Source organism: Streptomyces lydicamycinicus (assembly GCF_000829715.2).
GTDB lineage: Bacteria > Actinomycetota > Actinomycetes > Streptomycetales > Streptomycetaceae > Streptomyces > Streptomyces lydicamycinicus.
On record NZ_BBNO01000004.1, the window covers coordinates 431752 to 456385 of the forward strand.

Consider the following 24634-nt stretch of genomic DNA (forward strand, 5'->3'; position numbering starts at 1 on the left):
ACCCGCGTAACCAGTCGTCCGCCACCGGATCGAAAGTGATCACGCGTTTGGGGCACGCTTCACTACCTGAATGCATCACTCCGCTACGCAGTCAAAAGAGGGAATCTGTGCTACTCACTGCAACGAATGGCTTAATCAGTCGAACAGATGAAGCGTGGCACCCGGTGCCACCATTGGAGGGATGGAGCCCCACTTCGACCGCTCATCTGAGCGCTACCCCTATCAGGGGTGGCGAGAATCACGCGCTCATGTGTGACCCGGTTCCATCATTTGGACCCGCTCGCGGCTATGTGATCAAGGAAAGCATCCACCAACGCGCGGGCCCGCGCGCGGACTGCAGGGAGATCTGCCCGCAATTCGGCCACCAGCCGCTCCGGGTCGACGCCCACCTCGGCCGCGATCGCCGCCCCGTCCTCGTCGAACCACGCCTGGAGCACCTCCGGCGTCAGCTCCGGGTGGAACTGCACGCCCCAGGAGCGGCCGCAGACGAAGGCCTGCGAGGCGACGTCGGTGCGCGCCAGCTCCCGGGCCCCCGGCGGCAACAGCCAGCGGTCCCCGTGGAACTGGAACCAGGGGCCCGGCCCGACCAGCTCAGGCGCGTCGGTCGTCAGCCGGCTCCAGCCCAGCTCGAAGCGCGGGGCGGCCTCCACGTCCCCGCCGAGCGCGGTGGCCAGCATCTGACCGCCGAAGCAGATGCCGAGCACCGGGACCCCGGCCCGGTGCGCCGAGCGCAGCAGTGCCAGCTCCGCCTCGATCCAGGCGTTCCGCCGCGCCACCGACCACGGAGCACCGAGCGTGAGGATCAGGCCATAGTCCTCGGGCGCCGGGAACGCCACGTCGACGTCCGGGGTTGTATACCGCTCGGCCGGCACGACGAGCAGTTCGTCGAGCTCATAGCCGCGTTCGGCCAGCCGCTCCCCCACGTGGCCCGCGGTGGACAGATGGTCGTGAACGATGACCAAGGCACGCATGCCGGTCACTCCCCTCCCTCGGCGGGGCCGCCGGGACCCCGGATGCGACGCCCCGTTTGGGCTCAAACTTCAGTATCGCCCGGGAGGCCGCCGGGCGCGACGGCTCTGCCGTACGCCCCGGGGCCGTCGGGGCGCCGCCCCACGCTCAGCGCCGGGCGCGCAGCAGCGGAAGCAGCGCCAGTGCGCCCAGCAGGGTGCCGGCCGCCACCGGCAGCGCGGTCGCGTACAGCGCCTGCGCCGAGGCGACGGCCGACGGCGCACCGGCGCCGCCGGCGGTCCCGGGCCAGTCCGCGAGGGCCAGGAAGACGCTGCCGTACGCCGCGACCCCGACCACCTGCGCAAGCTGCGGGACGGTGGTGAGCACCCCGCTGGCGTCCGAGGCGTCCGCGGGGTCGATCCGGGACAGCGCGAGGGTCAGCAGCGGGCTGGTGGTGTACCCGAGACCGAGGCCCCAGAGGAGTTGGAGCGCCGGCAGGACGAGACCGCCGTGGCCGCCGGTGCGCAGGGCCCACCCGATGCCGAGGTAGCCGGCCGCGGCCAGCGCGCAGGCGGCGGCGATCATCGGCAGATGCCAACGGGCGGGCAGCTTCTGCCAGGTGAGGCTGCCGGTGGCGACGCCGAGGGCCAGCGGGGCGAAGGCCAGACCGGCGCGGGTCGCGGACTCGCCGAGCCCGGACTGAAGATGCTGGGAAAAGGAGAAGAGGAAGCCGGCGTACCCGGCCATACCGAAGAACAGCGCGGCCGCACCGCACACCAGGTCCTTCGAGCGCAGCACCCGGCCGGGCACCAGCGGAGCTCCGCCGCGCCGTGCGACCCCCCGCTCGACCAGCACGAACACCACGGTCATCGGGACCACCGCGCTCAGACAGAGCGTCGTCCACAGCGGCCAGTGCTGCTCATGCCCCAGGACCAGCGGTACGACCAGCAGCAGTAGCGTGGCCGTCAGGGTGACCAGGCCGGGCAGGTCCAGGCCCTTGGCCGACGGGGGTGCCCCGGCGGGCAGCAGCCGTACCGCGGCGGCCAGCAGCGCCAGCCCGACCGGCACGTTGATCAGAAAGACCGGGCGCCAGCCGGTGCCGAACAGATCCGCGCTGACCAGCAGTCCGCCGGCGACCTGGCCGACGACCACGGCGACCGCGATCACCGCCGCGTACAGGCTCAACGCCCGTGCCCTGGCGGGGCCTTCGAAGGTCAGCTGGATCAGGCTGTAGATCTGCGGGACCATCAGCCCCGCCCCGATGCCCTGCACCACCCGGGCAGCGATCAGGACCCCGGCCCCCGGCGCCAGACCACAGCCGAACGAGGCGAGGGTGAAGGTGGCGAGACCGGCCAGGAAGACGGTCCGGAAGCCGTGCCGGGCACCGAGCCTGGCACCGGTGATCAGCAGCGCCGCATAGGAAATCGTGTAGCCGGAGACGATCAACTGGAGCGCGGAACCGGTGGTGTCGAGGTCGGTCCGCATGGTCGGCGTGGCGACATTCACCACGGTGGCATCCAGCAGCGCCATGAAAACCGCGCCGAGAATGACGAGAAGAATTCCGGTGTGCCGCGATCGCTTTCCGTCCGGGGCAACGGGCTCCCGATACGTCGTGCCGCCGTCCACGGATTCCCCGGCGGCAGTCCGGCCGGATTCGGGGAGGCGGTCCTGGGTCATCTCACTCATGACAGCGATGATCACGGCCGGGGTGTTCGGGTACCAGATATCCAGTGATCCTGGTACCGGCGGTATCTGGCACGGGGTCATGACGTCCCGCATGATGGTGCGGTGTCCAGCACCAGCACCCGTTCCCCAGCTGTCGCGGCCGCCCGGCGCGGTGAACTCGCCGCGTTTCTGCGGCTCCGCCGGGAGCGCCTCACCCCGGCGGACGTCGGACTGCCCGGCGGCCCGCGGCGGCGCACCCCGGGACTGCGCCGTGAGGAGGTCGCCCAGCGGGCCGGTGTCGGAATCGCCTGGTACACCTGGCTCGAACAGGGCCGGGCCATCAACCCGAGTGTGCAGGTGCTCGATGCGATCGCCCGTGCGCTGCTGCTCGACCCGGCCGAACGCGAGCATCTGCACCGACTCGCCGGGATCCCCGGGGCCGCGGCCCGCATCCCGGCGCGACAGCCGCTGCCGTCCGAGGCGCAGACCATTCTGGATTCACTGAATCCGCTGCCGGCCGGCCTGGTGTCCGCCGGTTATGACGTGCTGGCATTCAACGACGCCTATGCGGCGCTCGATCCCCGTATGGTGCTGCTGCCGCCGGCCGACCGTAATGTGTTGTTGCGCCTTTTCACCGCGGACGAGGAATGCCAGCCGCTCGTCGACTGGGAGCGTGAAGTCTCCTTCATGGTCGGCCAGTTGCGCGCCGAATTCGGGCGCCGGCTCCATGACCCGCACTGGCGCGCGTATATCCGGAAACTCTCCGAGGCGAGCCCGCTTTTCGTGGACATGTGGGCCCGGCACGAAGTCACCGCACCGGCCACCCACCGCAAGCGATTCCGGACGGTCGACGGCCGCGAGGTCGCCATCACGGCGACCGGATTCACCACGACGGCCGTCCCGGACGCCAAGATGTGGATTTATACGCCGGACGACGGGGAGGCCGTCCGGGTGCTCGGTGAACTCCTCGGCCGCTACCGGGAGTCCGGCGCCGCCGGGCTGGTGGCTGCCGGTGCGGCGGCGGCAACTGACCACAGCAAGGGCGCGGCCAATACGGAGCGAAGGCCGTAGACGCGGCCGGGGCGGTGCGCCCGGCAGTCACGCCCCGCTCCCCTACCTCTTGGCCCGGCGTCCACTCCGCCGCGGGCGCGGGTCCTGGCCGTCCAGCAGCTCCAGCCGCCGCTCCTCGCCCCGCGTCTCGACCTGCGCCACGACCCGGCCCAGCAGCTCCGCCAGGTCCAGTGCCTCGTCGTCGCTCAGCCCCTCGGTGACGAAGACCTCTTCGGCGTGGAACTCCGGGAAGACCCGGGCCATCAGCCGCTCCCCCTCGGGGGTGAGCACGAGCAGGGCGAGCCGTCCGTCGGTCGGATGGTCCTTGCGCTCCAGCAGACCGCGGCTCTGGAGGGTGCGGGCGACGCCGGTGAGCGTGCCCTTGGAGATCCCGGCGTCCTCGGCGACCCGGCGGGTCTCCCGCTCGCCCCCGATCCACACCACCCACAGCACGACGAAGGAGGTCCAGGTCAGCTCGGCATCGCGCAGTACGGAGTTCTCGAAATGCTGCCGTACGGCGGCCGCGGCGCGGTAGAGGTGCGCGACCGCGGCCATCCGCTCGTGGCGCACGGGGGTGTCCCCGAGCTTGGCCTGTACGTCCTTCTCCGTGTCCCCGGTGGAACGGTGCCCGCTCACCACAGCGACTCCCTCGGCCGGTCCGTCGGTCCCGCCCACTCCCTGCCGGACCTCGTGGGCGGCCGTACGAGCTGCCGCAAAACGCCCGTACGGGATCAAACGATAACGCGGCCCGGGCACGCTGGGCCCCGCCCGCGCGCCGACACACCTCAGGGGTACACGGGTGCCGTAGGCCGGATGGCGGCCTCTCCAGGCCACAGGGGCTCGTGTGGGGAGCCATCCGCCGGAGCAGCCGGCGGCCGCCGGGGCTCAGCCGCCCGAGGTGTCCAGCTCCGCGCCCGCGTCCACGCCCGCGCAGTCGTACGGGTCGTCCAGCCAGCCGTCCGGCAGCACGACCCGGTTGCGGCCCGAGGTACGGCCGCGCGGGCCGTCCGCACCCGCCGGCCACGGCTGGTCCAGGTCCAGCTCCGACAGCAGCGCGTCCAGCTCGTCGAGGGAGGAGGTCACCGCGAGGCCGCGGCGCATCTCGGAGCCGATCGAGAAGCCCTTGGTGTACCAGGCGACATGCTTACGGAAGTCGATCACGCCGCGCGCCTCGTCACCGATCCACTCGCCGAGGAGGGTGGCGTGCCGCAGCATGACGGCGGCGACCTCCTTGAGCGTCGGCTGGGCGTAGGTGCCGGTGCCTTCGAACGCCGCCACCAGGTCCCCGAACAGCCACGGCCGCCCCAGGCAGCCGCGCCCCACGACCACTCCGTCGCAGCCGGTCTCCCGCATCATCCGCTTGGCGTCGTCCGCCGACCAGATGTCGCCGTTGCCGAGCACCGGGATCTCCGGGACATGCTCCTTGAGGCGGGCGATGGCGTCCCAGTCGGCGGTGCCGCCGTAGTGCTGGGCCGCGGTGCGCCCGTGCAGCGCGATCGCCGTGATGCCCTCCTCGGCCGCGGTCCGCCCCGCATCGAGGTAGGTGAGGTGGTCGTCGTCGATGCCCTTGCGCATCTTCATCGTCACCGGCAGGGCGCCCGCGTTCGCCACCGCCTCCCGCAGGATCGAGCGCAGCAGATTGCGCTTGTACGGGAGCGCCGAGCCGCCGCCCTTGCGGGTCACCTTCGGGACCGGGCAGCCGAAGTTCAGATCGATGTGGTCGGCGAGGTCCTCCTCCGCGATCATGCGGACGGCCTTGCCGACGGTGTCCGGGTCGACGCCGTACAGCTGGATCGAGCGCGGCTTCTCGGTCTCGTCGAAGTGGACCAGCTGCATGGTCTTCTCATTGCGCTCGACCAGCGCCCGCGTCGTGATCATCTCGCTGACGAACAGGCCCTTGCCGCCACTGAACTCCCGGCACAGCGTCCGGAACGGAGCATTGGTGATCCCGGCCATCGGCGCGAGGACCACGGGCGGCTGCACCGCGTGCGGACCGATCTGGAGCAGAGTCATGGCGGCGATACCTTCGGCTTTCTTCGGCTTCCGTTGGCGGGGCGGGCGGGCCGCGGCCGTACGGGGGAACCGGCCGCTGCGACCTCCCATTGTCCCGCACCGCGCGAGTGGCCTCGCCAGGGCCGGGGACGGCAGATCGTTGTAGCGTTCAAGAATGCCTGAGCTCAGCCGTCGACGGCGTCTCCTGGTGCTGGCGATCTGCTGTATGAGCCTGCTGATCGTCAGCCTCGACAACACCATCCTCAATGTCGCCCTGCCGTCCATCCAGCACGATCTGCACGCCTCGGTCGCCGGCATGCAGTGGACCATCGACGCCTACACCCTGGTCCTGGCGGCGCTGCTGATGCTGGCCGGCTCCACTGCCGACCGGCTCGGGCGGCGCCGGGTCTTCCTGGTCGGACTGGTGGTCTTCGCGGCCGGCTCGCTGCTGTGCAGCATGGCGCCGAGTCTGGAGTGGCTGGTGATCTTCCGGATGGTGCAGGCGGTCGGCGGCTCGATGCTCAACCCCGTCGCGATGTCGATCATCACCAACACCTTCACCGAGCCGCGCGAGCGGGCCCGTGCGATCGGGGTGTGGGGCGGTGTCGTCGGCATCAGCATGGCGGCCGGGCCGGTGATCGGCGGGCTGCTGGTGCAGAGCGTCGGCTGGCGCTCGATCTTCTGGATCAACGTCCCGATCGGCGCCCTCGCGCTCTTCCTGACCCTGCGCTACGTCCCCGAGTCGCGCGCCCCCAGGCCGCGCCGCGTCGACCCGGTCGGCCAGCTGCTGGTCATCGGGCTGCTCGGCTCGCTGACGTACGCGATCATCGAGGCCCCGGACGCCGGCTGGGCGTCCCCGGAGATCCTGGCATTCGTGCTGCTCGCGCTGGCCTCCCTGGCCGGTCTGCTCAGCTATGAGCGGCGCCGCCGGGAGCCCCTGATCGACCTGCGGTTCTTCCACAGCGCGCCGTTCAGCGGGGCCACGGTCGTGGCGGTATGCGCCTTCGCCGCGCTGGCCGGCTTCCTCTTCATCAACACGCTGTATCTCCAGAACATCCGCGGTCTGTCCGCTTTGGACGCCGGTCTCTACATGCTCCCCATGGCCGGGATGACGCTGATCTTCGCGCCGCTGTCGGGACGGCTGGTCGGCAGCCGGGGGCCGCGGCTGTCCCTGCTCCTGGCCGGTGCGGCGATGGGCGCCAGCGGACTGCTCTTCGCGGCGTTCGACGCCCAGTCGGCGGACCCGCTGATGTTCACCGGCTATGTCCTGTTCGGCATCGGGTTCGGCCTGGTCAACGCGCCGATCACCAACACCGCGGTGTCCGGGATGCCCCGCGCCCAGGCCGGGGTGGCCGCCGCGGTCGCCTCCACCAGCAGACAGGTCGGACAGTCGCTCGGCGTCGCGGTGATCGGCGCCGTACTGGCGAGCGGGGCACATGCCACCGCCACCACGGACGCCTTCCTCGCGGCCGGCCGCCCGGCGTGGTGGATCATCGCCGGCTGCGGCGCGGCCGTCCTGCTGCTCGGCGCACTGACCACCGGCCGCTGGGCGAAGGCGACGGCCGATCGCACGGCGGCACTCTTCGAGGACGAGGCCCCGGGGCACCAGCCGGCGGACGCGCGGTCTTAGGTGTGCGGTCCGGCTCCGGGCGCCGGACGCGGGAGTGGTGCGCGGGTGCTCACTGCGCGCCCAGGAGTCCCAGCACCTTGTTGACCGCCTCCACGATCGGTACGCCGAGCGCGCCGAAGGTCGCGGCGATGCCCGCGACGGCGTACAGCGCGCGGTGGCGCTCCTGCTCCGGGACGTTCGCCTCGGCCCGGAGGGCGGGCAGCGAGTCGTCGAGGGCGTCGGCACCTGCCTGCGGGACCTGGCCACGCAACTCCTGTACCAGGGCGAGGAGTTCGCGCAGCGCCTCCTGGACGGCCGGGGCCGGCTCCGGGGCCGGGGTGACACGCTTGTCGATGCCGACGTTGCCGGAGCCGCCGTGGAGGGTGACGTGGTCGCCGCTGCCGAAGTAGTAGTGCTGGCCTCCGCCGCTCATCAACTCGCCATCCCCACGTTGCCGGTGCCGCCGTACATGTTGACGTTGTCCCCGAAATAGTAGTGCTTGGGGCTGATCGCGATGGTGTCCACCCGCACCGTGAACTCGGCCGCGGGGTTCTCGATCGCGTGCGCGATCTGGTGCGCGAGCCCCCGTAGTTGGTCCGCGTCGGGGCTGGTCACCACGGCGGTGGAGGGGCCTGTCGTCTCCACGGCCAGAACGAAGTGCGGGGGCGCGCTGAGCACCCTCAGCATCTCCACGAGGGAGTAGACCAGTGCGGCACCCGCGGCGATCACCACGAGGGCGGTGACTCCGCCGGAATCATCGCCGCGGCTCCCGAAGCCGCCGCTGGTGGCGGCGAGCAGGAGGAGGAAAACCGTGGCCATCCCGAGGAGCAGCAACCGCTTCACGAAGGTCACGACGGCGTCCTTGCGCCGGGGGTGGATGGTGAGCGTGTACACCCGCGCGACGTTCTGGAGCGGATAGTAGGCGTCACCGACCCAGAGCAGCCGCTTGCTGACCCGCAGATCGACCCCGATGATCGGCTGTGCCGATGCCGCCGGTGCCACATCGGGGTGTGGATCGGCGGCCGGCGACGGACCGACCGGTGGCTGCGGCGGGGCGGCGGGCGGCGGCGGTGGGGCCGCGGGCGGCGGGCCCCCGGGGGTGTCCCGGGCCTCTGCCGACGGGTTCCACGACTGCTCCGCAGGGTCTGTTGACGTCATCCGATTCCCCCTCGTCAGACCTCACCGAGTGAGATCCGGTCTCCTCGCGGCAAGGAGGTCTCTTCGTCGCTCAGTGCCGCACCATGCAGGAGGATTCACTCTGTCAGATGTGTTGCCACGGACGGAAGTTGGTTCTCGCGGGCGGACCTCGCCCGTACGGTCACACCGCCGCGAGCGCCGCCGGCTCGGCTGCCAGCTGCTCCAGCCGTTCCCGGGACATCTCGTCCACGGGTGTGTAGTACAGCAGCTTGGGACCGGGGTTGGGCCCCGTCCACAGGCTGGTGGCGGTCAGTTGCAGGGCCCCCGCCCGCGGATGCCGGAAGACCTTCACGGCGCTGACCGGGCGGAGGACCTCGTGCTGCGCCCAGATCTCACGGAACTCAGGCGAGGCCTCCATCAGCCGCGCGACCAGCGCCTTCCAGGCCGGCTCGGCGAGATGCTCGGCCATCGACGCCCGGAACTTGGCGGCCATCACCCGCAGCGTGGCCTCCAGGTCGCCGAGACCGGCCCGCCACACGGGGTGGGTGAACGCCAGCCACATACAGTTGCGGTCCTCTTCGGGCACCGCGTCGAGATCGCACAGCAGGCGGCCGTAGGTGCGGTTGTAGGCGAGGATGTCGAACCGGCTGTTCTGGACGACCGCGGGGAACGGCGTGAGCTGGTGCAGCAGTTGCCACAGTTCCCGGGTGACGCCCGTGCACTCCCTGCCGGGCATCGGATCGACCGCCCCCGCCAGCGCGAACAGATGGCTGCGCTCGGCGCGGTCGAGCAGCAGGGCGCGGGCCACCGCGTCCAGGACCTGCGGCGATACATGGATGTCCCGGGCCTGTTCGAGCCAGGTGTACCAGGTGACGCCGACCGCGCCCAGGTGCGCGACCTCCTCGCGGCGCAGACCGGGCGTACGCCGGCGGGCGCCGCGCGGCAGTCCGACCTGCTCGGGTGTGATCCGTTCCCGTCGGCTGCGCAGAAAGGCGGCCAGCTCGGCCCGGCGGGCGGCGTCATCGCGCGGTGCGGTGCCGTACGGCGGGGCGGCGGCGCCACCGGGGCCTGTGGCAGGCTGCGGCGGGAGCGGGTCCACGGTCATGGGTCCAGCCTGCCGCAGGCCCGATCCGGTTGCCAGGTAGCGCTGGTACCAGGATAAGAACACTCTGGTACCCGGTTGAGCGGTCGACGATCGTCGATCCCGTGAGCGATACCCGAGCACAAACGACCACCCCGGAAGCCCCGGCCGGGCCCCTCGGCGCCCCGGCCGGCGCGTTCCCGGACGCCCCGGCGACCCCGGAGGCACCGGCCGCACCCGGCCCCGCCCCACAGCAGCAGCGGACCCCGACCGCGCTGACCCCGCTCGGCCTGCTGACCGTACTGCTGGGCGCGGCCCTACCCATGATCGACTTCTTTATCGTCAATGTCGCTCTGCCGACCATCGACCACGATCTGCACGCGGGTCCGGCGATGCTGGAGATGGTGGTGGCCGGTTACGGCGTCGCCTACGCGATGCTGCTGGTCGTCGGCGGACGGCTGGGCGACATGATCGGCCGCCGCCGGATGTTCCTGTGGGGCCTGGCCGCCTTCGGACTGACCTCACTGGCCTGCGGCCTGGCGCCGGACGCCTGGACGCTGGTGGCCGCCCGGGTCGCCCAGGGCGCCGCGGCCGCACTGCTGCTGCCGCAGGTACTGGCCACCATCCAGGCGACGACCACCGGCAAGCGGCGCGCCAAGGCCGTCAGCCTGTACGGCGGCACGGCCGGGGTGTCCAGCGCCGTCGGCCAGGCACTCGGCGGGCTGCTGGTCTCCGTCGACCTGGCGGGCACCGGCTGGCGCGCGGTCTTCCTGGTGAACGTCCCGATAGCCGCCGCGGCCTGGCTGCTGGCCGCCCGTACGGTCCCCGAGACCCGCTCCCCGCACCCGGCCCGGGTGGACGGCCCCGGCACCGCGCTGCTCGCCGCCGCCCTGATCACGCTGCTGCTGCCGCTGACCGAGGGCCGGGCGGCCGGCTGGCCCCTGTGGTCCTGGGTCCTGCTGGCCGTCTTCCCCTTTGCCGCCACCGCGTTCGTGCTGTTCGAGCGCCGGGCCGAGCGCCTCGGCCGCACTCCGCTCGTCCCGCCCTCGCTGCTGCGCACCCCCTCCGTGAACAGCGGACTCCTCATGCTCGTTCCGTTCACGCTGGGCTTCGGCGGCTTCATGTTCGTGGTGGCGGTCGCCCTCCAAAACGGCCTGCACTTCGGCCCGTTCGCGGCCGGACTGTCCCTGGTGCCGCTGTGCGCCGCCTTCTTCCTCGCCTCGCTCGCCGGTCCGCGGCTGGTGCTGCGGTTCGGGCGGCGGGTGGTGATCGCCGGTTCGCTGATCCAGGGCACCGGGCTGACCCTGCTGGCGCTGACCGTGCACGAGGGATGGCCCGGGCTCTCGGTGGCGGCCCTCGCACCGAGCATGGCCGTACTGGGCATCGGCCAGGGCATGGTGATGCCGGTGGTGATGCGCATCGTGCTGAGCGAACTGCCGATGACACAGGCGGGCGTGGGCGGCGGCGTCATGGTCACCACCCAGCAGTCCGGACTCGCCCTGGGTGTGGCCACCCTCGGCACCCTCTTCCTCTCGCTGCTGCCGTCCGTCGGCATCCGCGACGCCCTGCTCGCCGCCCTGCTGACGCAACTGGCAATCGTCGCGGGCACCACGCTGCTCGCCCTGCGCCTACCCCGCACCGTGCGGTGAGGTGCGCCGAGCCGGGCTGAGCCGAGTCTGCGCGACATGACGGCTGACAGATATTGAAATCTGTCAGCCGTCATGTCATGGTGAGTACACGGCAGCCGTTCTCCGACCCCTCCCTCACCTCTCACCTCCCTCATCACCTTCAGGAGCAGACAGTGCAGACCCGCACCCTGGGCACCACCGGCCCGCAGACCTCCGCTCTCGGCCTCGGCTGCATGGGCATGTCCGCCCTCTACGGCGACAGCGACCGCGGCGAATCCCTCGCCACCGTTCACGCCGCCCTCGACGCGGGCATCACCCTGCTCGACACCGGCGACTTCTACGGCATGGGACACAACGAACTGCTGATCAACGAAGCGCTGCGCACCGCCCCTACGGCGGCTCGCGAAAGGGCGCAGATCAGCGTGAAGTTCGGCGCCCTGCGCACCGTCGAGGGCGGCTTCACCGGCTACGACGGCCGGCCGAACGCGGTGAAGAACTTCGCCGCGTACTCCCTCCAGCGCCTGGGAACCGACCACATCGACATCTACCGGATCGCCCGGGTCGATCCGGACGTCCCGATCGAGGAGACCGTCGGCGCCATCGCCGAGCTGGTCGAGGCCGGCCATGTCCGCCACATCGGCCTGTCCGAGGTGGGCGCGCAGACCCTGCGCCGGGCCGCCGCCGTGGCCCCGATCTCCGACCTCCAGATCGAGTACTCCCTCGTCTCCCGCGGCATCGAGGAGGCGATCCTGCCGACCGCCCGCGAGCTGGGCATCGGCATCACCGCCTACGGGGTCCTGTCCCGCGGCCTGATCAGCGGCCACTTCACCCGCGACCGCAAGCTCGCCGCGAATGACTTCCGGGGCATGAGCCCGCGCTTCCAGGGCGAGAACCTCGACCGCAATCTCGACCTGGTGGACGCCCTGCGCAAGATCGCCGACCAGAAGGGCGTCTCGGTCGCCCAGACCGCCATTGCCTGGGTGCTCTCCCGCGGCACGGACATCGTCCCGCTGGTCGGCGCCCGCCGCCGCGACCGGCTGACCGAGGCCCTCGGCGCCCTGGACCTCACCCTGGACGCCGACGATCTGTCCGCGATCGAGCACGCCATCCCGCCCGGCGCCGCCGCCGGCGACCGCTACCCCACCGACCAGATGGCCCACCTGGACAGCGAGCACTGACGGACGGAGGGAGCGGACCACTGCATGTCGGCCACCGGGCATAAGAGCCACCGGCCGTGCGGCCATCGCCGCGGGTACGGGGCGCGGCCAGGTACCGTCCGTACGTACCACCGCCCCCACGTGGTCCCCGCCCGGCCCGGCCCGTCGCCGGCGCGTGACCGCCCGCCCTCCCGAAAGGCCGACCCGCCGCATGCCCCCCGAGACGTTGACCCCCGAGCGCATCCTCGAAGCCACCGAGGAGGTACTGCGCCGCTACGGCCCGGCCAAGGCCACGGTCGTGGATGTGGCACGGGCCCTGGGCGTCAGCCATGGCAGCGTCTACCGCCACTTCCGTACGAAGGCGGCGCTGCGGGAGGCGGTCACGGCACGCTGGCTGGACCGTACGAGCCAGGAACTGTCGTCCATCGTCACGGCGGAAGGACCGGCTCCGGAGCGGCTGGACCGCTGGCTGACCGCCCTCTTCGAGGCCAAGCGGCACAAGGCCGGCGACGATCCCGAACTGTTCGCCACCTACATGACGTTGATCGGGGAGAGCGGCGGCGTGGTCGAGCGCCATGTCACCGACCTGGAATCCCAGCTCACCACCATCATCGAAGCCGGCGTCAGCCAGGGCGACTTCCACACCCCCTCCCCCGCCACCACCGCCCGCGCCGTCTTCGACGCCACCGGCCGTTTCCACGACCCGTGTTACGCCCCCGAGTGGTCCCGCCCCGAGATCACCACCGACTTCGAGGCCGTCCGCGACCTGGTCCTGCGCGGCCTGCGCACGGAGGCCTGAGCAGGAGCAACACCTGCGCTGACGGGGCAGCACACGTCAGGTGCAGACGAGCCTCCGGGGGGGGAGGGCGCACCTCTGCCCTGCCGGACGGGTGCGGACCGGGCAGGGGCAGGACCGGGCGAGTGTGGACTGGACGGGTGTGGACCGGGCGGGTGAGGGGCCGGGCAGTGCGGTAGCGGCCGGGTGCGGACCGGGCAGGTGCGGACCGGGCAGCCCGCTGCCGTATGCCGTTCGCCCCGCATGCCGTCCGCCCTGTCCGCCCCCTACACCGCCCCTGCCGTGCCGTGCAGAAAGAGGGCCCAGGCGAGGAGGCCGAAGGCCACGGTGTGCAAGAGAGCCCGGACGGTATTCCAGGTGGCCCAGCGACCTTCAAAGGCGGCCCGGGCGGCCTCCGCCCGGCTGTGGTCTCCCGTATCGGCCTTGTCGAGGGCGTTGTTGAGGGGGACGTTGACGCCGCTGGTGACGAAGAATCCCGCCAGGTAGAGCACCAGCGCGGCGAGAATCCAGGGCAGGGCCACCCGCCCGTGACCGTTCCAGGCCAGAACCGTGGCGAGGACCAGCAGGGGGATCGGCAACAGAAAGGGGACCAGGAACCAGCCGTTGAGGATGGCCCGGTTGATGTGCTGCATGGCCTGGACGAAGGTGCGGTCGGCGGAGCGGGCCAGACCGGGCATCACCGCGTAGGCGAAGGCGGCGAACAGTCCGGCCATCAGGCCCGCCCCGAGCGTCGCGACCAGCAGCGCGGCGGTCTGCAAGGCCCTCATGGCTCCTCCGTATGCGATACGCGGTCCGGCGGCCGCATGCCATCCGTGGGCCGACCCTACCGAGCACATCCCCGGCTCCCGCCCCACCCACCAGGAGGAGCCGCGATCAGGTCTGTTCCCCGCCGCCCTGGCGGGAGCGCTCGGCCAGCTCCGCGGCCCACCCGTCCGACCAGCGGACGAGAGGGCGAAGGGCCCGGTAGGCGTCCTTGCCGAGGGTGGTGAGGGCGTACTGGCCCTCCGGCGTCTGCTCCACCAGGCACGCGTCGACCAGTTCGAGCAGACGTTGGCGCAGCACGCTGGAGGACATGTTGTCGCACCGTTGCTGGAGGGATCGGAAGCCCAGGGAGCCTTCCTTCAGCTCCCAGACCACGCGCAGCGTCCACCGCCGGCCGAAGAGGTCGAGGGCGGCCATGAGCGGCCGCCCCGTGGTCGAGCCACGAACGGGCCGTCCCGGTGTCGGCGATGCCATGGGCGGTTCCTCCTCCGGACGTTCCCGCAGTGATGCCGATCATCGCACGCGACGGGCGCCGGGGCAGCGGCCCCGGCGCCCGTCGGCAGCGGCGGAACTCAGTCCGAGCTCTGCTGGCGGTAGCGGACCCACGTCACGACCGTCAGGCACGCGGTGGTCCACATCAGGACGCTGGTGGTGGCCACGGACTCGACGTACGGCTCGTAACCGTTCGCGCGCAACTGGACCGCGAGGACGCCCAGCACCGTCCCTAGCGCCGCAAGCGCGGCGGACAGGGAAGCGAACGGAGGCTGCTGTCTCATGTCATCTCCTTTGAGCTGGAGCCGGCAGGGTGATCATCAAGTCTATGTAACGACCGTCCGCCCAGGCCCTGTTGCGTCGCGATCGACGCCAACCCACCGAGACGCCCACCACCTGCCCCTAGGGGGTGTCCGCAAAGCCCCCCACACCCAGGAACCGCAGCACCGCCAGCACCCGGCGGTGATCGGCATCGGCCTTGGGCAGATCCAGCTTGGCCAGAATGTTGTTGATGTGCTTGGCCACCGCGCTCTCGCTCACCACCAGTTGTGCGGCGATGCCCGCGTTGGAACGTCCCTCGGCCATCAGCGCGAGCACGTCCCGCTCGCGGGCCGTCAGCCGCTCCAGCGGATCGCTCGCCCGGCGCACCAGCAGCTGCGCGACGACCTGCGGATCCAGCGCGGTGCCGCCGTCCGCCACCCTCCGCAGCGCCTCGATGAACTCCTCGACATCCGCCACCCGCTGTTTGAGCAGATAGCCCACCCCGCTGGTGTTCGTCGCCAGCAGATCGGCCGCGTACCGCTCCTCGACGTACTGGGAGAGCATCAACACCGCGGTATCGGGCCACTTCTGCCGTATCGCCAGCGCCGCGCGCACACCCTCATCCGTGAAACCGGGCGGCATCCGCACATCCACCACCGCCAGATCCGGCCGGTGCTCCTCGACCGCCGCCAGCAGCCCCTGCCCGTCCCCGGCCTCGGCCGCCACCTCGAACCCGGCCATCTCCACCACCTTGACCAGCCCGATCCGCAGCAGAACGGAGTCCTCGGCGATCACGGCACGCCTCACATCGGGCACGGCAGCTCCACGCTCATCATGGTCGGGCCCCCCACGGGGCTGCTCATCCGGAAGGTTCCGTCCACGGAGCGCACGCGCTGGGCGAGCCCCTTCAGACCGCTTCCCCTGGACGGATCGGCGCCGCCCATACCGTCGTCGGCGATCACCACCCGCAGTATCTCGCCGAGCCGGGTGACCGTCACGTCCGCCCGGGTCGCCTCCCGCGCATGCTTGGCGACATTCGTCAGCGCCTCGGAGACGACGAAGTAGGCGACGGCTTCGACGGCCGGCGCGGTCCGCTGCGGCAGCTCCGCCGGCAGGTCCACCCGCAGCCGTACGGGCAGCGGCGCGCGGGCCGCGAGCCCCGAGAGCGCGGCATCCAGCCCCAGTTCGTCCAGCACCGCCGGGTGGAGGCCGCGCACCAGATTGTTGAGCTCCTCGATCGCGTCCTTCGCCTCGCGGTGCGCGGCATCGATGACCTCCTGCGCCTCCGCCGGCAGATCCGTGAGGGTGGCCTTGGCGAGCCCGAGGTTCAGCGCGAGGGACACCAGCCGCTGCTGTGCGCCGTCGTGCAGGTCCCGCTCGATGCGCCGCCGTTCGGCGTCGGCGGCGTCCACCGCACCGGCCCGGCTCTCGGTGAGGTCCTCGACCCGCCGCGCCAGCTCGTCGGACCGGCTCACTCCCAGCACCGCCCGCCCGACCAGAATCTCCAGCCGGACGAGCCCCGCCGCCAGACCCGGTACCACGGCGAGCACCGCCAGCCCCAGCACGGTGAGATAGGTGCCGGTAGTGGTGTAGCCGGGGTGCCCGCTGCGCCATTGCGCCGGCACGAGCCACACCCACACCAGCACCAGTGCCGCGGCCAGCGCCGCCAACACCAGTGCCAGCAGCAGGACTTCCAGCACGCCGAGCAGCGGACCCACCAGCCAGTTGTAGCCCAACTGCCGCTTGCCTTCCGCGAACCGCAGCCGCGGCAGCTCCACCCCGCACAGCGCCCGGAACCGCCACCGCTGCGCCTCGGTGAAGCCGTACCCGGCGATGACCAGCAGGGTCAGCGGGGCCGTCAGCACCACCGGGGCGTTGGGGGAGATCCCGGTCACCGTGTCGGCCAGCAGGCCCAGCGCCCACCAGGCCAGCAGCACCGGGACGAGATGCAGCGGCACCCCGGCGGCGACGAAGGCGAGGTCGCGCCGCATACGTACGAGAGCCCGGCGCAGCCGGGGCGGGATGGTCATGATCACACCGTATGGGGCCGTTGGTGCGGCGGCCATGACAGCAGTGTCCGTACCGGGGGTGTAGCTGGTGCCACCCCAAGTCGGACAGCGGCATTACTGACCGTGGGCGCCGAAAACCGGAGTGTTGATCACGAGCCCGACGGCCGGGTTCATGACTCCGAAAGCGACCCTCCCATGACCCTGCTCGCCTACAACTCCCCCGCCACCCATGCCAGTTGCCCCCGCCGCGGCATCTCCGCCCGTCCGACGCGCATCGGCACCGGACGTCGTCGGCAGTCCAGAATCCTGACCGCCGCCGGCCGCCGCCGGCCGGGCAGGATCCTCACCGACACCGCACGCCGCCGGCCAGGCAGGATCCTGACCGGCGCCGGCCTCGTCCTCCTCCCCTGGCTCGGCTACCTCGCCGGCACCCTCCCGCCCGTCGAGGCCGCAGCCTGGGTCACCCTCGACACCCTGGAGGCCGCCACCCTCCTCATCACCGGCACCCGGCTCCTACGCGGCGCCCCCGGCCACCGCACCCCCGCAGCCGCCGCGGCCCTCCTGCTCCTCACCGACGCCTGCCTCGACCTGGCCACCGCCACCCCCGGCACGGAACTGACCACCGCCCTCGCCATGGCCATAGGAGCGGAACTCCCCCTGGCGGCCCTGTGCACCACACTCGCCGCCCGCCCGGCACAACCGGCCACCGCCCCGCACTCGCGCTGACAACGCCGGCGCTCCATATGCCTAGGGGCCGACCGAACAAAACCCGTAGGGGCCACAGACGCCCCCTGCGGGCCACAACGCAGCGGACATAACGAGCTATTCCCGCTTCCCCGCTCCGCCGCCACGGCGTTCAGCCCCGCGGCCACCCCACGACACGAGCACGCAAAATCGCCCGACACGGCTCAAAACTCCCAGCCCGACCGGCACTTGAGGTCACACGCATGGGCGCAGCCCGCGAAGAACGACCCCGCAACACGAACACCCAAAAGCACCGGCCACCCCAGAAAACCAAGCCCGACCAGCACGTGAGTCCACACCCACAGCCACCACCCCACGAAGACCAGCCTCCGCACCGCGAACACCCAAAAGCGCCGGCCCAGCCCGGAGAATCCGAGCCCGACCGGCGCTTGAGGTCACGCGCAGGGGCGCAGCGCCGCGAGAGAGCGGCCCGCCCCGTGAGGGACTAGCAGCCGAGCAGTCGCGCGCCCAGGTACGCCTGGATCTGGTCCAGGCTGACCCGCTCCTGCTTCATGGTGTCGCGCTCACGCACGGTCACCGCGTTGTCGTCGAGGGTGTCGAAGTCGACGGTGACGCAGAACGGCGTGCCGATCTCGTCCTGGCGGCGGTAGCGGCGGCCGATCGCGCCCGCGTCGTCGAACTCGATGTTCCAGTTCTTGCGCAGGTCCGTGGCCAGCCCCTTCGCCTTCGGCGACAGCTGCGGGTTGCGGGACAGCGGCAGCACCGCGACCTTGACCGGCGCCAGGCGCGGGTCGAGCCGCATGACGGTGCGCTTCTCCATCTTGCCCTTGGCGTTGGGCGCCTCGTCCTCGATGTACGCGTCGAGCATGAAGGCGAGCATCGCGCGGTTCACACCGGCCGCCGGCTCGATGACGTACGGAGTCCAGCGCTCGCCGGCCTCCTGGTCGAAGTAGGAGAGGTCCTGGCCGGAGGCCTTGGCGTGCGCCGACAGGTCGTAGTCGGTGCGGTTGGCCACGCCCTCCAGCTCGGAGAACTCGGTGCCGCCGAAGTTGAAGCGGTACTCGATGTCAGCGGTGCGCTTGGAGTAGTGCGAGAGCTTCTCGGCCGGGTGCTCGTACCAGCGGATGTTCTCCTCGCGGATGCCGAGGTCGCGGTACCAGTTCCACCGCTCGGCCATCCAGTACTCCTGCCACTTCTCGTCCTCGCCCGGCTTGACGAAGAACTCCATCTCCATCTGCTCGAACTCGCGGGTCCGGAAGATGAAGTTGCCGGGCGTGATCTCGTTGCGGAAGGACTTGCCCATCTGCGCGATGCCGAACGGCGGCTTCTTGCGGGAAGTCTGCTGCACCTGGGCGAAGTTGGTGAAGATGCCCTGGGCGGTCTCGGGGCGCAGGTAGGCGACCGAGGCGGTGTCCTGGGACGGGCCGAGGTGGGTGGAGAGCAGGCCGGAGAACTGCTTGGGCTCGGTGAAGCCGCCCTTGTTGCCGCAGTGGGGGCAGTTGACGTCGGCGAGGCCGTTCTCGGGGAGCCGTCCGTGCTTGGCCTCGTACGCCTCCTCCAGGTGGTCCGCGCGGAAGCGCTTGTGGCAGGAGGTGCACTCGGTGAGCGGGTCGGTGAAGGTGGCGACGTGGCCGGACGCCTGCCAGACCTCGGGAGCCAGGATCACGGAGGAGTCGATACCGACGACGTCTTCGCGCGAGGTGACCATGGCGCGCCACCACTGGCGCTTGATGTTCTCCTTGAGCTCGACGCCCAGCGGACCGTAGTCCCAGGCAGCGCGGGAGCCGCCGTAGATCTCACTGCACGGATAGACGAAGCCACGGCGCTTGCTCAGGCTGACGATGGTATCGATCTTGTCGGCGGCCACGGTGCTCTCTTCATTACGACGACGAACGATGGATGGGCGGCGCCCTAGCGTCTCAATGAGGGGTGCTGGTCAAAAGACGGGCGGGCGAATAGTTCAGGGTACCGGCGGCCGTACCCCCTGGATCAAATCGGTTCCGGCCCGTTGTCGCCCCGCTCACACCGCCCCATCCGCTGTTGACAATCGTTTCCAATATTGTTGAAAATGAGTGTCATGAACATACGCCGTCCTATATCCACCGCGACCCTCGCCGGAGTCTCGGTGCTCGGCCTGCTGGCCCTCTCCGCCTGCTCCCCCTCCGGCGGCGCCCGCACCGAGGACGGCAAGCTGCGGGTGACAGCGTCCTTCTATCCCATGGAATTCCTCGCCCGGCAGATCGGCGGGAAGCACGTCGAGGTGACCGACCTCACCAAGCCGGGGGTCGAGCCGCACGACCTGGAGCTCACCCCGAAGCAGACTGCCCAGCTCGGCGAGTCCGGCGCGGTCGTCTACCTCAAGGGCCTCCAGCCCGCCGTCGACGCCGCCGTCGAGCAGTCCGGCGCGCAGCACGTCGCCGACGCGGCCGCCCTCACCTCTCTCGAAGAGCACGGCACCGAGGTCGACGGCCACCACCACACCACCGGCGACAACCACTCGCACTCGGAGTCCGAGGGCGGCAAGGACCCGCACGTCTGGCTCGACCCGGTGAAGTACGCCGAGGTCGCCAAGGGCGTCAACAAGACCCTCGCCAAGGCGGACCCGAAGCACAAGGCCGACTACCAGAAGAACACCGACGCCCTGGTGGAGAAGCTGGACGGGCTGAACACCGAGTTCAAGAACGGCCTGAAGAAGCGGTCGTCCGACACCTTCCTCACCACCCACGCCGCCTTCGGCTACCTCGCCGAGCGCTACGGCCTCACCGAGGAGGCCATCAGCGGACTCGACCCGGAGTCCGAGCCCAGCGCCAAGCGCATCAGGGACCTGCACACCCTCGCCGAGGAACACCACGTCTCCACGGTCTTCTTCGAGACCATCGCCAACCCCGCCACCGCCAAGGCCCTGGCCGGCGACCTCCATCTGAAGACCGATGTCCTGGACCCGCTGGAGGGGATCAACGCCAAGTCCCGCGGCAAGGACTACTTCGGTGTGCAGCGCGCCAACCTCGCCGCGCTGCAGAAGGCGCTCGGCAGCAAGTGACGGACACCGCACCGCACGTGACGGAGGCCTCCATGAACCAGCCGCCCACCCAGCCGGTGATCGACCTGCGCGGGGCGACCGCCTCGCTGGGCGCCCGCCCCGTATTGCGCGGTGTGGACCTCACCGTGCACTCCGGCGAGGTCGTCGCGCTGCTCGGCGCCAACGGCTCCGGCAAGTCCACCGCCGTGCGCTCCGTGATCGGCCAGGTCCCGCTCACCGGCGGTGAGCTGGCCCTCTTCGGCACGGAATTCCGGCGGTTCCGGAACTGGGCCCGGATCGGCTATGTCCCGCAGCGCACCACCGCGGCCGGCGGCGTCCCCGCCACCGTCCGCGAGGTCGTCACGGCCGGCCGGCTGGCCCGGACGAAGCTGGGCATCCTGCGCAAGGCCGACCGGGCCGCGGTGCACCGGGCACTGGAGCTGGTCGGCATGGCGGACCGCGCCAAGGACTCCGTCAACGCGCTCTCCGGCGGCCAGCACCAGCGGGTGCTGATCGCCCGTGCGCTGGCCGGCGAACCGGAACTGCTGATCATGGACGAGCCGATGGCCGGCGTCGACCTGGCCAGCCAGGAGGTGCTCGCCGCCGCCCTGCGCGAACAGGTCGGCCGCGGCGCCACGGTCCTGCTCGTGCTGCACGAGCTGGGCCCGCTGGAGCCGCTGATCGACCGCGCGGTGGTGCTGCGGGACGGCTGTGTCGTCCACGACGGCCCGCCGCCCGAGGCCGTCGGCCAGCACGCGCTGCCCGGCCACGACCATGTCCACCCGCACGCCGACCAGGCCGCGGAACCGATCCGGACGGGGCTGCTGAGCTGATGGAAATCCTCGACTACGCCTTTATGCAGCGGGCCCTGATCGCCGCCCTGATCGTCGGCGTCACCGCCCCCGCCATCGGCATCTACCTCGTCCAGCGCCGCCAGGCCCTGATGGGCGACGGCATCGGCCATGTCGCGCTGACCGGCGTCGGCCTCGGCTTTCTGCTGAACACCAGCCCCATCTGGGCCGCCACCGCCGTCGCCATCGCCGGCTCGGTCGTCATGGAACTGATCCGCTGGTACGGCAAGACCCGCGGCGACCTCGCGCTGGCCATGCTGTTCTACGGCGGTATGGCGGGCGGTGTGATGCTGATGAACCTGTCCGACGCGGGCTCCAACGCCAACCTCGGCACCTATCTCTTCGGCTCGATCACCACCGTCTCGCCGCAGGACATGACGACGATCTACGTGCTCGCCGCCCTGGTGCTGGCGATCACGATCGGGCTGCGCCGCCAGCTGTTCGCGGTGTGCCAGGACGAGGAGTTCGCCCGGGTGACCGGCCTGCCGGTGCGGCTGCTGAATCTGCTGGTCGCCGTCACCGCCGCGGTCACCGTCACCGTCGCCATGCGCGTCGTCGGTCTGCTGCTGGTCAGCGCCCTGATGGTGATCCCGGTCGCGGCCGCCCAGCAGATCAGCCGCAGCTTCGCGGTCACCTTCTCGGTGGCCGTGGCGATCGGGGTCGCGGTCACCCTGACGGGCACCACCACCTCGTACTACGTCGACGTCCCGTCCGGCGCCACGATCGTGCTGTTCGCCATCGGCCTGTTCGTGATCTTCACCGGGCTCGCCGCCCCGCTCGCGAAAAAGCGTGCAAGGGCTGCCGCAGAAGCCTCGAAGGGGTGCACTCTGGAGGTACCCGGCGGCCGCTCGGCGACGGACGATGTCAGCGTGGCCGGGTGAGCACGGGCGGCGGGAAGCCGGCGGACCACGCCGGCGACAGATACGTGTATCGGTAAGCGTCTCCCCGGCGGGCCGGTCATCACCTGGCACAATGGCGGGACGCACGTGCAGGGGGAAGTCCTGACGTCGTAAACGTCCTAGGGAGGCAACGGTGGCGACGAGCGCGGGATCTCCGGTACGCGGCCGGTCGACGCGGCAGCGGACCGCGGTGTCGGCCGCACTCGACGAGGTCGACGAGTTCCGCAGTGCGCAGGAGCTGCACGACATGCTCAAGCACAAGGGCGACTCCGTCGGGCTGACCACCGTCTACCGGACGCTTCAGTCCCTCGCCGACGCCGGTGAGGTCGATGTGCTGCGCACCAGCGACGGCGAGGCGGTCTACCGCCGGTGCAGCACCGACGATCACCACCACCACCTGGTGTGCCGGGCCTGCGGCAAGGCCGTCGAGGTCGAGGGCCCCGCGGTGGAGAAGTGGGCCGACCAGATCGCCCGGGAGCACGGCTTCCAGGACGTCGCGCACACCATCGAGATCTTCGGGACCTGCGGCGAGTGCGCCGAGCGGGCCGCCGAGAAGCAGTAGCGGCAGCACCGCGACGCAACGCTGAAGGCCGCCTCCGACAACCGGAGGCGGCCCTTTGCGCGTCTGCCCGCAGCCCCTACGTCGCGGACTCGCCCTCCGCCAGCTGCGCGCCACCGAACCTGCGGTCCCGCTTGGCGTACTCCAGGCACGCCTCCCACAGGTTCCGACGGTCGAAGTCCGGCCACAGAATGTCCTGGAAGACCATCTCCGCGTACGCGCTCTGCCAGATCAGGTAGTTCGAGGTCCGCTGCTCACCCGACGGCCGCACGAAGAGATCCACATCCGGCATGTCCGGGTAGTACATGTACTTCGCGACGGTCTTCTCGCTGACCTTCGAGGGGTCCAGCTTGCCGGCCCGCACATCCGCCGCGATGGCCGCCGCCGCGTCCGCGATCTCGGCCCGGCCGCCGTAATTCACGCAGAAATACAGCGTCATCGCGTCATTGTTCTTGGTCTGCTCCTGGGCGATCTGGAGCTCCTGCACGACCGACTTCCACAGCTTCGGCATCCGCCCGACCCAGCGGATACGGATACCCAGCGCGTCCATCTCGTCACGGCGCCGCCGGATCACATCGCGGTTGAAGTTCATCAGGAAGCGGACCTCGTCGGGCGACCGCTTCCAGTTCTCCGTCGAGAAGGCGTACAGCGAAAGATTCTTCACGCCCATTTCGATGCAGCCCTTGAGGACGTCCAGCACGACGCCCTCGCCGACCTTGTGGCCCTCGGTACGCGGCAGCCCGCGCTCCTTGGCCCACCGGCCGTTGCCGTCCATGACGACCGCCACATGGTTCGGGACGAGCTCACCGGGGATCTTCGGCGGCCGCGCACCGGAAGGGTGCGGCTCGGGCGTCACGTACTCACGTCGATTACGGCCCAGAATCCCGCGTCGTGCCATGCGGCCCACTTCTCCTATAGGTCTTGAGAGGCGTATTCGCCTTGAGGGTCGTGTTCGCTATTTCTCTACGTACCGGAGAGAGCGCAGGCCCCGCTCCAGATGCCAGTGCAGATACGCCGTGACGAGGCCGCTGCCCTCCCGGGCATGACGGGCCTCACAGGCGTCCGCGGTCTCCCAGTCGCCGGTCAGCAGCGCACTCAGGAGCCCAATGGCCTCAGAGGAGGGTACGACGCTCCCCGGCACCCGGCAGTCACCACAGGTCACCCCGCCCGACGCGACCGAAAAGAACCGGTTGGGGCCGGGCAGCCCGCACCGCGCACAGCTGTCGAAACTCGGCGCGTAGCCGTTGACGGCGAGCGAGCGCAGCAGGAACGCGTCCAGCACGAGATGCGGCTCGTGCTCCCCGCGGGCCAGCGTCCGCAGCCCGCCGACCAGCAGCAGATACTGCTGTACGGCGGGCTCCCCCTCGTGATCGGTGAACCGCTCGGCGGTCTCCAGCATGGCCGTCCCGGCCGTGTAGCGGGCGTAGTCGGTGACGATCCCGCCGCCGTACGCCGCGATCGTCTCGCTCTGCGTACACAGCGGCAGCCCGCGCCCGATCAGCTCGCTGCCGCGGGCGTAGAACTGCACATCGACATGCGAGAACGGCTCCAGCCGCGCCCCGAACTTCGACTTCGTCCGCCGCACCCCCCGGGCCACCGCACGGACCCGGCCGTGCCCCCGGGTGAGCAGCGTGATGATCCGGTCCGCCTCACCCAGCTTCTGGGTGCGCAGCACGATGCCGTCGTCGCGGAACAGACTCATGGCGCCATTCTCGCGCATGGCGGCGGGGCCGCCGTCGCCCGGCCTGCTGGGGTATGCGGACCGGGCGCCCGCCCTGGCTGCGCGCGCCTGGTACGCAGCGTCGCCCCTCCGGGCATCGGCCGGCCGACGGGCGGCGGTTGTCCTGCTTCCCATTCCTCGACCCGCTTCGTCATGTCCGCACCTTCCGCGAGGGCTCACTGTTCGCACCCGGAGCGTGACGCTGCGAATTCAGGCTGCGCGATGAGAGGAGCCCCGCAGCTGCCCTGCAGGGAAGGGAGGGGGCAATGGCCGGCAGACCGACAACTGTGGTGG

General features: G+C 70.9%; 25 protein-coding genes. 10 read left to right on the top strand and 15 right to left on the bottom strand.

Annotation, left to right across the window (positions count from 1 at the left end):
* Positions 1–266: 266 nt before the first annotated feature.
* Positions 267–971 carry a type 1 glutamine amidotransferase gene (locus tag TU31_RS15220; protein ID WP_042155482.1) on the bottom strand — a complete coding sequence of 235 codons (705 nt, stop codon included), beginning with the start codon at positions 969–971 and terminating at the stop codon, positions 267–269.
* Positions 972–1116: 145 nt separating this feature from the next.
* Complete coding sequence (locus TU31_RS15225) at positions 1117–2634, bottom strand: MFS transporter (protein ID WP_042155484.1); 1518 nt, start codon at positions 2632–2634, stop codon at positions 1117–1119.
* Between the two features lie 102 nt (positions 2635–2736).
* Here TU31_RS15225 and TU31_RS15230 point away from each other — a divergent pair, with 102 nt between their 5' ends.
* On the top strand, positions 2737–3684 hold the full coding sequence (locus tag TU31_RS15230; RefSeq protein ID WP_042154597.1) for a helix-turn-helix transcriptional regulator: 948 nt from the start codon (positions 2737–2739) through the stop codon (positions 3682–3684).
* Positions 3685–3726: 42 nt separating this feature from the next.
* Here the strand turns inward: TU31_RS15230 and TU31_RS15235 are convergent, their stop codons facing one another.
* On the bottom strand, positions 3727–4299 hold the full coding sequence (locus TU31_RS15235; protein WP_042155486.1) for a MarR family winged helix-turn-helix transcriptional regulator: 573 nt from the start codon (positions 4297–4299) through the stop codon (positions 3727–3729).
* A gap of 249 nt (positions 4300–4548) precedes the next feature.
* On the bottom strand, positions 4549–5676 hold the full coding sequence (gene dusB, locus TU31_RS15240; RefSeq protein ID WP_042154599.1) for a tRNA dihydrouridine synthase DusB: 1128 nt from the start codon (positions 5674–5676) through the stop codon (positions 4549–4551).
* Positions 5677–5830: 154 nt separating this feature from the next.
* Between dusB and TU31_RS15245 the strand changes: the two genes are divergently transcribed.
* On the top strand, positions 5831–7285 hold the full coding sequence (locus TU31_RS15245; RefSeq protein WP_042154601.1) for an MFS transporter: 1455 nt from the start codon (positions 5831–5833) through the stop codon (positions 7283–7285).
* Between the two features lie 49 nt (positions 7286–7334).
* Here TU31_RS15245 and TU31_RS15250 read toward each other — a convergent pair whose 3' ends face one another.
* The 3 genes from TU31_RS15250 to TU31_RS15260 form a co-directional block, all read right to left on the bottom strand.
* A complete protein-coding gene (locus tag TU31_RS15250; RefSeq protein ID WP_042154604.1) occupies positions 7335–7697 on the bottom strand; it encodes a hypothetical protein in 363 nt (120 codons plus the stop codon).
* The gene (locus tag TU31_RS15255; RefSeq protein WP_219819204.1) at positions 7697–8422 is read right to left on the bottom strand and encodes a DUF6232 family protein; all 726 of its coding nucleotides are present in this window, start codon (positions 8420–8422) and stop codon (positions 7697–7699) included. The genes TU31_RS15250 and TU31_RS15255 overlap by 1 nt, the downstream gene beginning before the upstream one ends.
* 160 nt (positions 8423–8582) lie before the next feature.
* Positions 8583–9506 carry a helix-turn-helix transcriptional regulator gene (locus TU31_RS15260; RefSeq protein WP_245698553.1) on the bottom strand — a complete coding sequence of 308 codons (924 nt, stop codon included), beginning with the start codon at positions 9504–9506 and terminating at the stop codon, positions 8583–8585.
* A gap of 101 nt (positions 9507–9607) precedes the next feature.
* On the opposite strand from TU31_RS15260, the gene TU31_RS15265 reads away from it, so the two are divergent.
* From TU31_RS15265 to TU31_RS15275, 3 genes are all read left to right on the top strand, one after another.
* Positions 9608–11131 carry an MFS transporter gene (locus TU31_RS15265; protein ID WP_042154608.1) on the top strand — a complete coding sequence of 508 codons (1524 nt, stop codon included), beginning with the start codon at positions 9608–9610 and terminating at the stop codon, positions 11129–11131.
* 152 nt (positions 11132–11283) lie between these two features.
* Positions 11284–12288 (top strand): aldo/keto reductase, encoded by a 1005-nt coding sequence (locus tag TU31_RS15270; RefSeq protein WP_042154610.1) that lies wholly within the window; start codon positions 11284–11286, stop codon positions 12286–12288.
* 190 nt (positions 12289–12478) lie between these two features.
* Entirely contained in the window at positions 12479–13066 is a 588-nt protein-coding gene (locus tag TU31_RS15275; protein WP_042154612.1) for a TetR/AcrR family transcriptional regulator, read from the top strand.
* A 263-nt stretch (positions 13067–13329) separates the two neighbouring features.
* Here TU31_RS15275 and TU31_RS15280 read toward each other — a convergent pair whose 3' ends face one another.
* The 5 genes from TU31_RS15280 to TU31_RS15300 form a co-directional block, all read right to left on the bottom strand.
* Positions 13330–13830 (bottom strand): anthrone oxygenase family protein, encoded by a 501-nt coding sequence (locus tag TU31_RS15280; protein WP_042154614.1) that lies wholly within the window; start codon positions 13828–13830, stop codon positions 13330–13332.
* Between the two features lie 106 nt (positions 13831–13936).
* Complete coding sequence (locus TU31_RS15285) at positions 13937–14299, bottom strand: winged helix-turn-helix transcriptional regulator (protein WP_052718958.1); 363 nt, start codon at positions 14297–14299, stop codon at positions 13937–13939.
* Positions 14300–14397: 98 nt separating this feature from the next.
* The gene (locus TU31_RS15290; RefSeq protein WP_042154618.1) at positions 14398–14601 is read right to left on the bottom strand and encodes an SCO3870 family protein; all 204 of its coding nucleotides are present in this window, start codon (positions 14599–14601) and stop codon (positions 14398–14400) included.
* 118 nt (positions 14602–14719) lie between these two features.
* A complete protein-coding gene (locus TU31_RS15295; protein WP_042154620.1) occupies positions 14720–15373 on the bottom strand; it encodes a response regulator in 654 nt (217 codons plus the stop codon).
* Positions 15374–15381: 8 nt separating this feature from the next.
* A complete protein-coding gene (locus TU31_RS15300) occupies positions 15382–16608 on the bottom strand; it encodes a sensor histidine kinase (protein ID WP_042154622.1) in 1227 nt (408 codons plus the stop codon).
* A gap of 174 nt (positions 16609–16782) precedes the next feature.
* On the opposite strand from TU31_RS15300, the gene TU31_RS15305 reads away from it, so the two are divergent.
* Complete coding sequence (locus TU31_RS15305; RefSeq protein ID WP_107070688.1) at positions 16783–17313, top strand: hypothetical protein; 531 nt, start codon at positions 16783–16785, stop codon at positions 17311–17313.
* A 463-nt stretch (positions 17314–17776) separates the two neighbouring features.
* Here the strand turns inward: TU31_RS15305 and TU31_RS15310 are convergent, their stop codons facing one another.
* Positions 17777–19159 carry a glycine--tRNA ligase gene (locus TU31_RS15310; protein ID WP_042154624.1) on the bottom strand — a complete coding sequence of 461 codons (1383 nt, stop codon included), beginning with the start codon at positions 19157–19159 and terminating at the stop codon, positions 17777–17779.
* Between the two features lie 210 nt (positions 19160–19369).
* Here TU31_RS15310 and TU31_RS15315 point away from each other — a divergent pair, with 210 nt between their 5' ends.
* The 4 genes from TU31_RS15315 (at position 19370) to TU31_RS15330 (ending at position 22623) form a co-directional block, all read left to right on the top strand.
* A complete protein-coding gene (locus TU31_RS15315) occupies positions 19370–20332 on the top strand; it encodes a metal ABC transporter substrate-binding protein (protein WP_042154626.1) in 963 nt (320 codons plus the stop codon).
* A gap of 32 nt (positions 20333–20364) precedes the next feature.
* Positions 20365–21144, top strand: coding sequence for a metal ABC transporter ATP-binding protein (locus TU31_RS15320; RefSeq protein WP_042155492.1), 780 nt, complete (start codon positions 20365–20367; stop codon positions 21142–21144).
* Positions 21144–22043, top strand: a complete 900-nt coding sequence (locus tag TU31_RS15325) for a metal ABC transporter permease (protein WP_042154628.1) — start codon at positions 21144–21146, stop codon at positions 22041–22043. Before TU31_RS15320 ends, TU31_RS15325 begins: the two co-directional genes overlap by 1 nt.
* A 151-nt stretch (positions 22044–22194) precedes the next feature.
* Positions 22195–22623, top strand: coding sequence for a Fur family transcriptional regulator (locus TU31_RS15330; RefSeq protein ID WP_078885795.1), 429 nt, complete (start codon positions 22195–22197; stop codon positions 22621–22623).
* A gap of 76 nt (positions 22624–22699) precedes the next feature.
* Here TU31_RS15330 and TU31_RS15335 read toward each other — a convergent pair whose 3' ends face one another.
* Together TU31_RS15335 and recO are read right to left on the bottom strand one after the other, a co-directional pair.
* Positions 22700–23518 carry an isoprenyl transferase gene (locus tag TU31_RS15335; protein WP_042154631.1) on the bottom strand — a complete coding sequence of 273 codons (819 nt, stop codon included), beginning with the start codon at positions 23516–23518 and terminating at the stop codon, positions 22700–22702.
* A 57-nt stretch (positions 23519–23575) separates the two neighbouring features.
* Positions 23576–24322 carry a DNA repair protein RecO gene (recO, locus tag TU31_RS15340; protein ID WP_042154633.1) on the bottom strand — a complete coding sequence of 249 codons (747 nt, stop codon included), beginning with the start codon at positions 24320–24322 and terminating at the stop codon, positions 23576–23578.
* Positions 24323–24634 lie beyond the last annotated feature (312 nt).

Bases quoted from the DNA above. Each gene is read 5' to 3' on its own strand.
- TU31_RS15220 (WP_042155482.1), bottom strand. From the start codon at position 971: ATGCGTGCCTTGGTCATCGTTCACGACCATCTGTCCACCGCGGGCCAC.
- TU31_RS15225 (WP_042155484.1), bottom strand. From the start codon at position 2,634: ATGAGTGAGATGACCCAGGACCGCCTCCCCGAATCCGGCCGGACTGCC.
- dusB (WP_042154599.1), bottom strand. From the start codon at position 5,676: ATGACTCTGCTCCAGATCGGTCCGCACGCGGTGCAGCCGCCCGTGGTC.
- TU31_RS15245 (WP_042154601.1), top strand. From the start codon at position 5,831: ATGCCTGAGCTCAGCCGTCGACGGCGTCTCCTGGTGCTGGCGATCTGC.
- TU31_RS15250 (WP_042154604.1), bottom strand. From the start codon at position 7,697: ATGAGCGGCGGAGGCCAGCACTACTACTTCGGCAGCGGCGACCACGTC.
- TU31_RS15255 (WP_219819204.1), bottom strand. From the start codon at position 8,422: ATGACGTCAACAGACCCTGCGGAGCAGTCGTGGAACCCGTCGGCAGAG.
- TU31_RS15260 (WP_245698553.1), bottom strand. From the start codon at position 9,506: ATGACCGTGGACCCGCTCCCGCCGCAGCCTGCCACAGGCCCCGGTGGC.
- TU31_RS15275 (WP_042154612.1), top strand. From the start codon at position 12,479: ATGCCCCCCGAGACGTTGACCCCCGAGCGCATCCTCGAAGCCACCGAG.
- TU31_RS15280 (WP_042154614.1), bottom strand. From the start codon at position 13,830: ATGAGGGCCTTGCAGACCGCCGCGCTGCTGGTCGCGACGCTCGGGGCG.
- TU31_RS15285 (WP_052718958.1), bottom strand. From the start codon at position 14,299: ATGGCATCGCCGACACCGGGACGGCCCGTTCGTGGCTCGACCACGGGG.
- TU31_RS15290 (WP_042154618.1), bottom strand. From the start codon at position 14,601: ATGAGACAGCAGCCTCCGTTCGCTTCCCTGTCCGCCGCGCTTGCGGCG.
- TU31_RS15300 (WP_042154622.1), bottom strand. From the start codon at position 16,608: ATGACCATCCCGCCCCGGCTGCGCCGGGCTCTCGTACGTATGCGGCGC.
- TU31_RS15305 (WP_107070688.1), top strand. From the start codon at position 16,783: ATGACCCTGCTCGCCTACAACTCCCCCGCCACCCATGCCAGTTGCCCC.
- TU31_RS15315 (WP_042154626.1), top strand. From the start codon at position 19,370: ATGAACATACGCCGTCCTATATCCACCGCGACCCTCGCCGGAGTCTCG.
- TU31_RS15320 (WP_042155492.1), top strand. From the start codon at position 20,365: ATGAACCAGCCGCCCACCCAGCCGGTGATCGACCTGCGCGGGGCGACC.
- TU31_RS15325 (WP_042154628.1), top strand. From the start codon at position 21,144: ATGGAAATCCTCGACTACGCCTTTATGCAGCGGGCCCTGATCGCCGCC.
- TU31_RS15335 (WP_042154631.1), bottom strand. From the start codon at position 23,518: ATGGCACGACGCGGGATTCTGGGCCGTAATCGACGTGAGTACGTGACG.
- recO (WP_042154633.1), bottom strand. From the start codon at position 24,322: ATGAGTCTGTTCCGCGACGACGGCATCGTGCTGCGCACCCAGAAGCTG.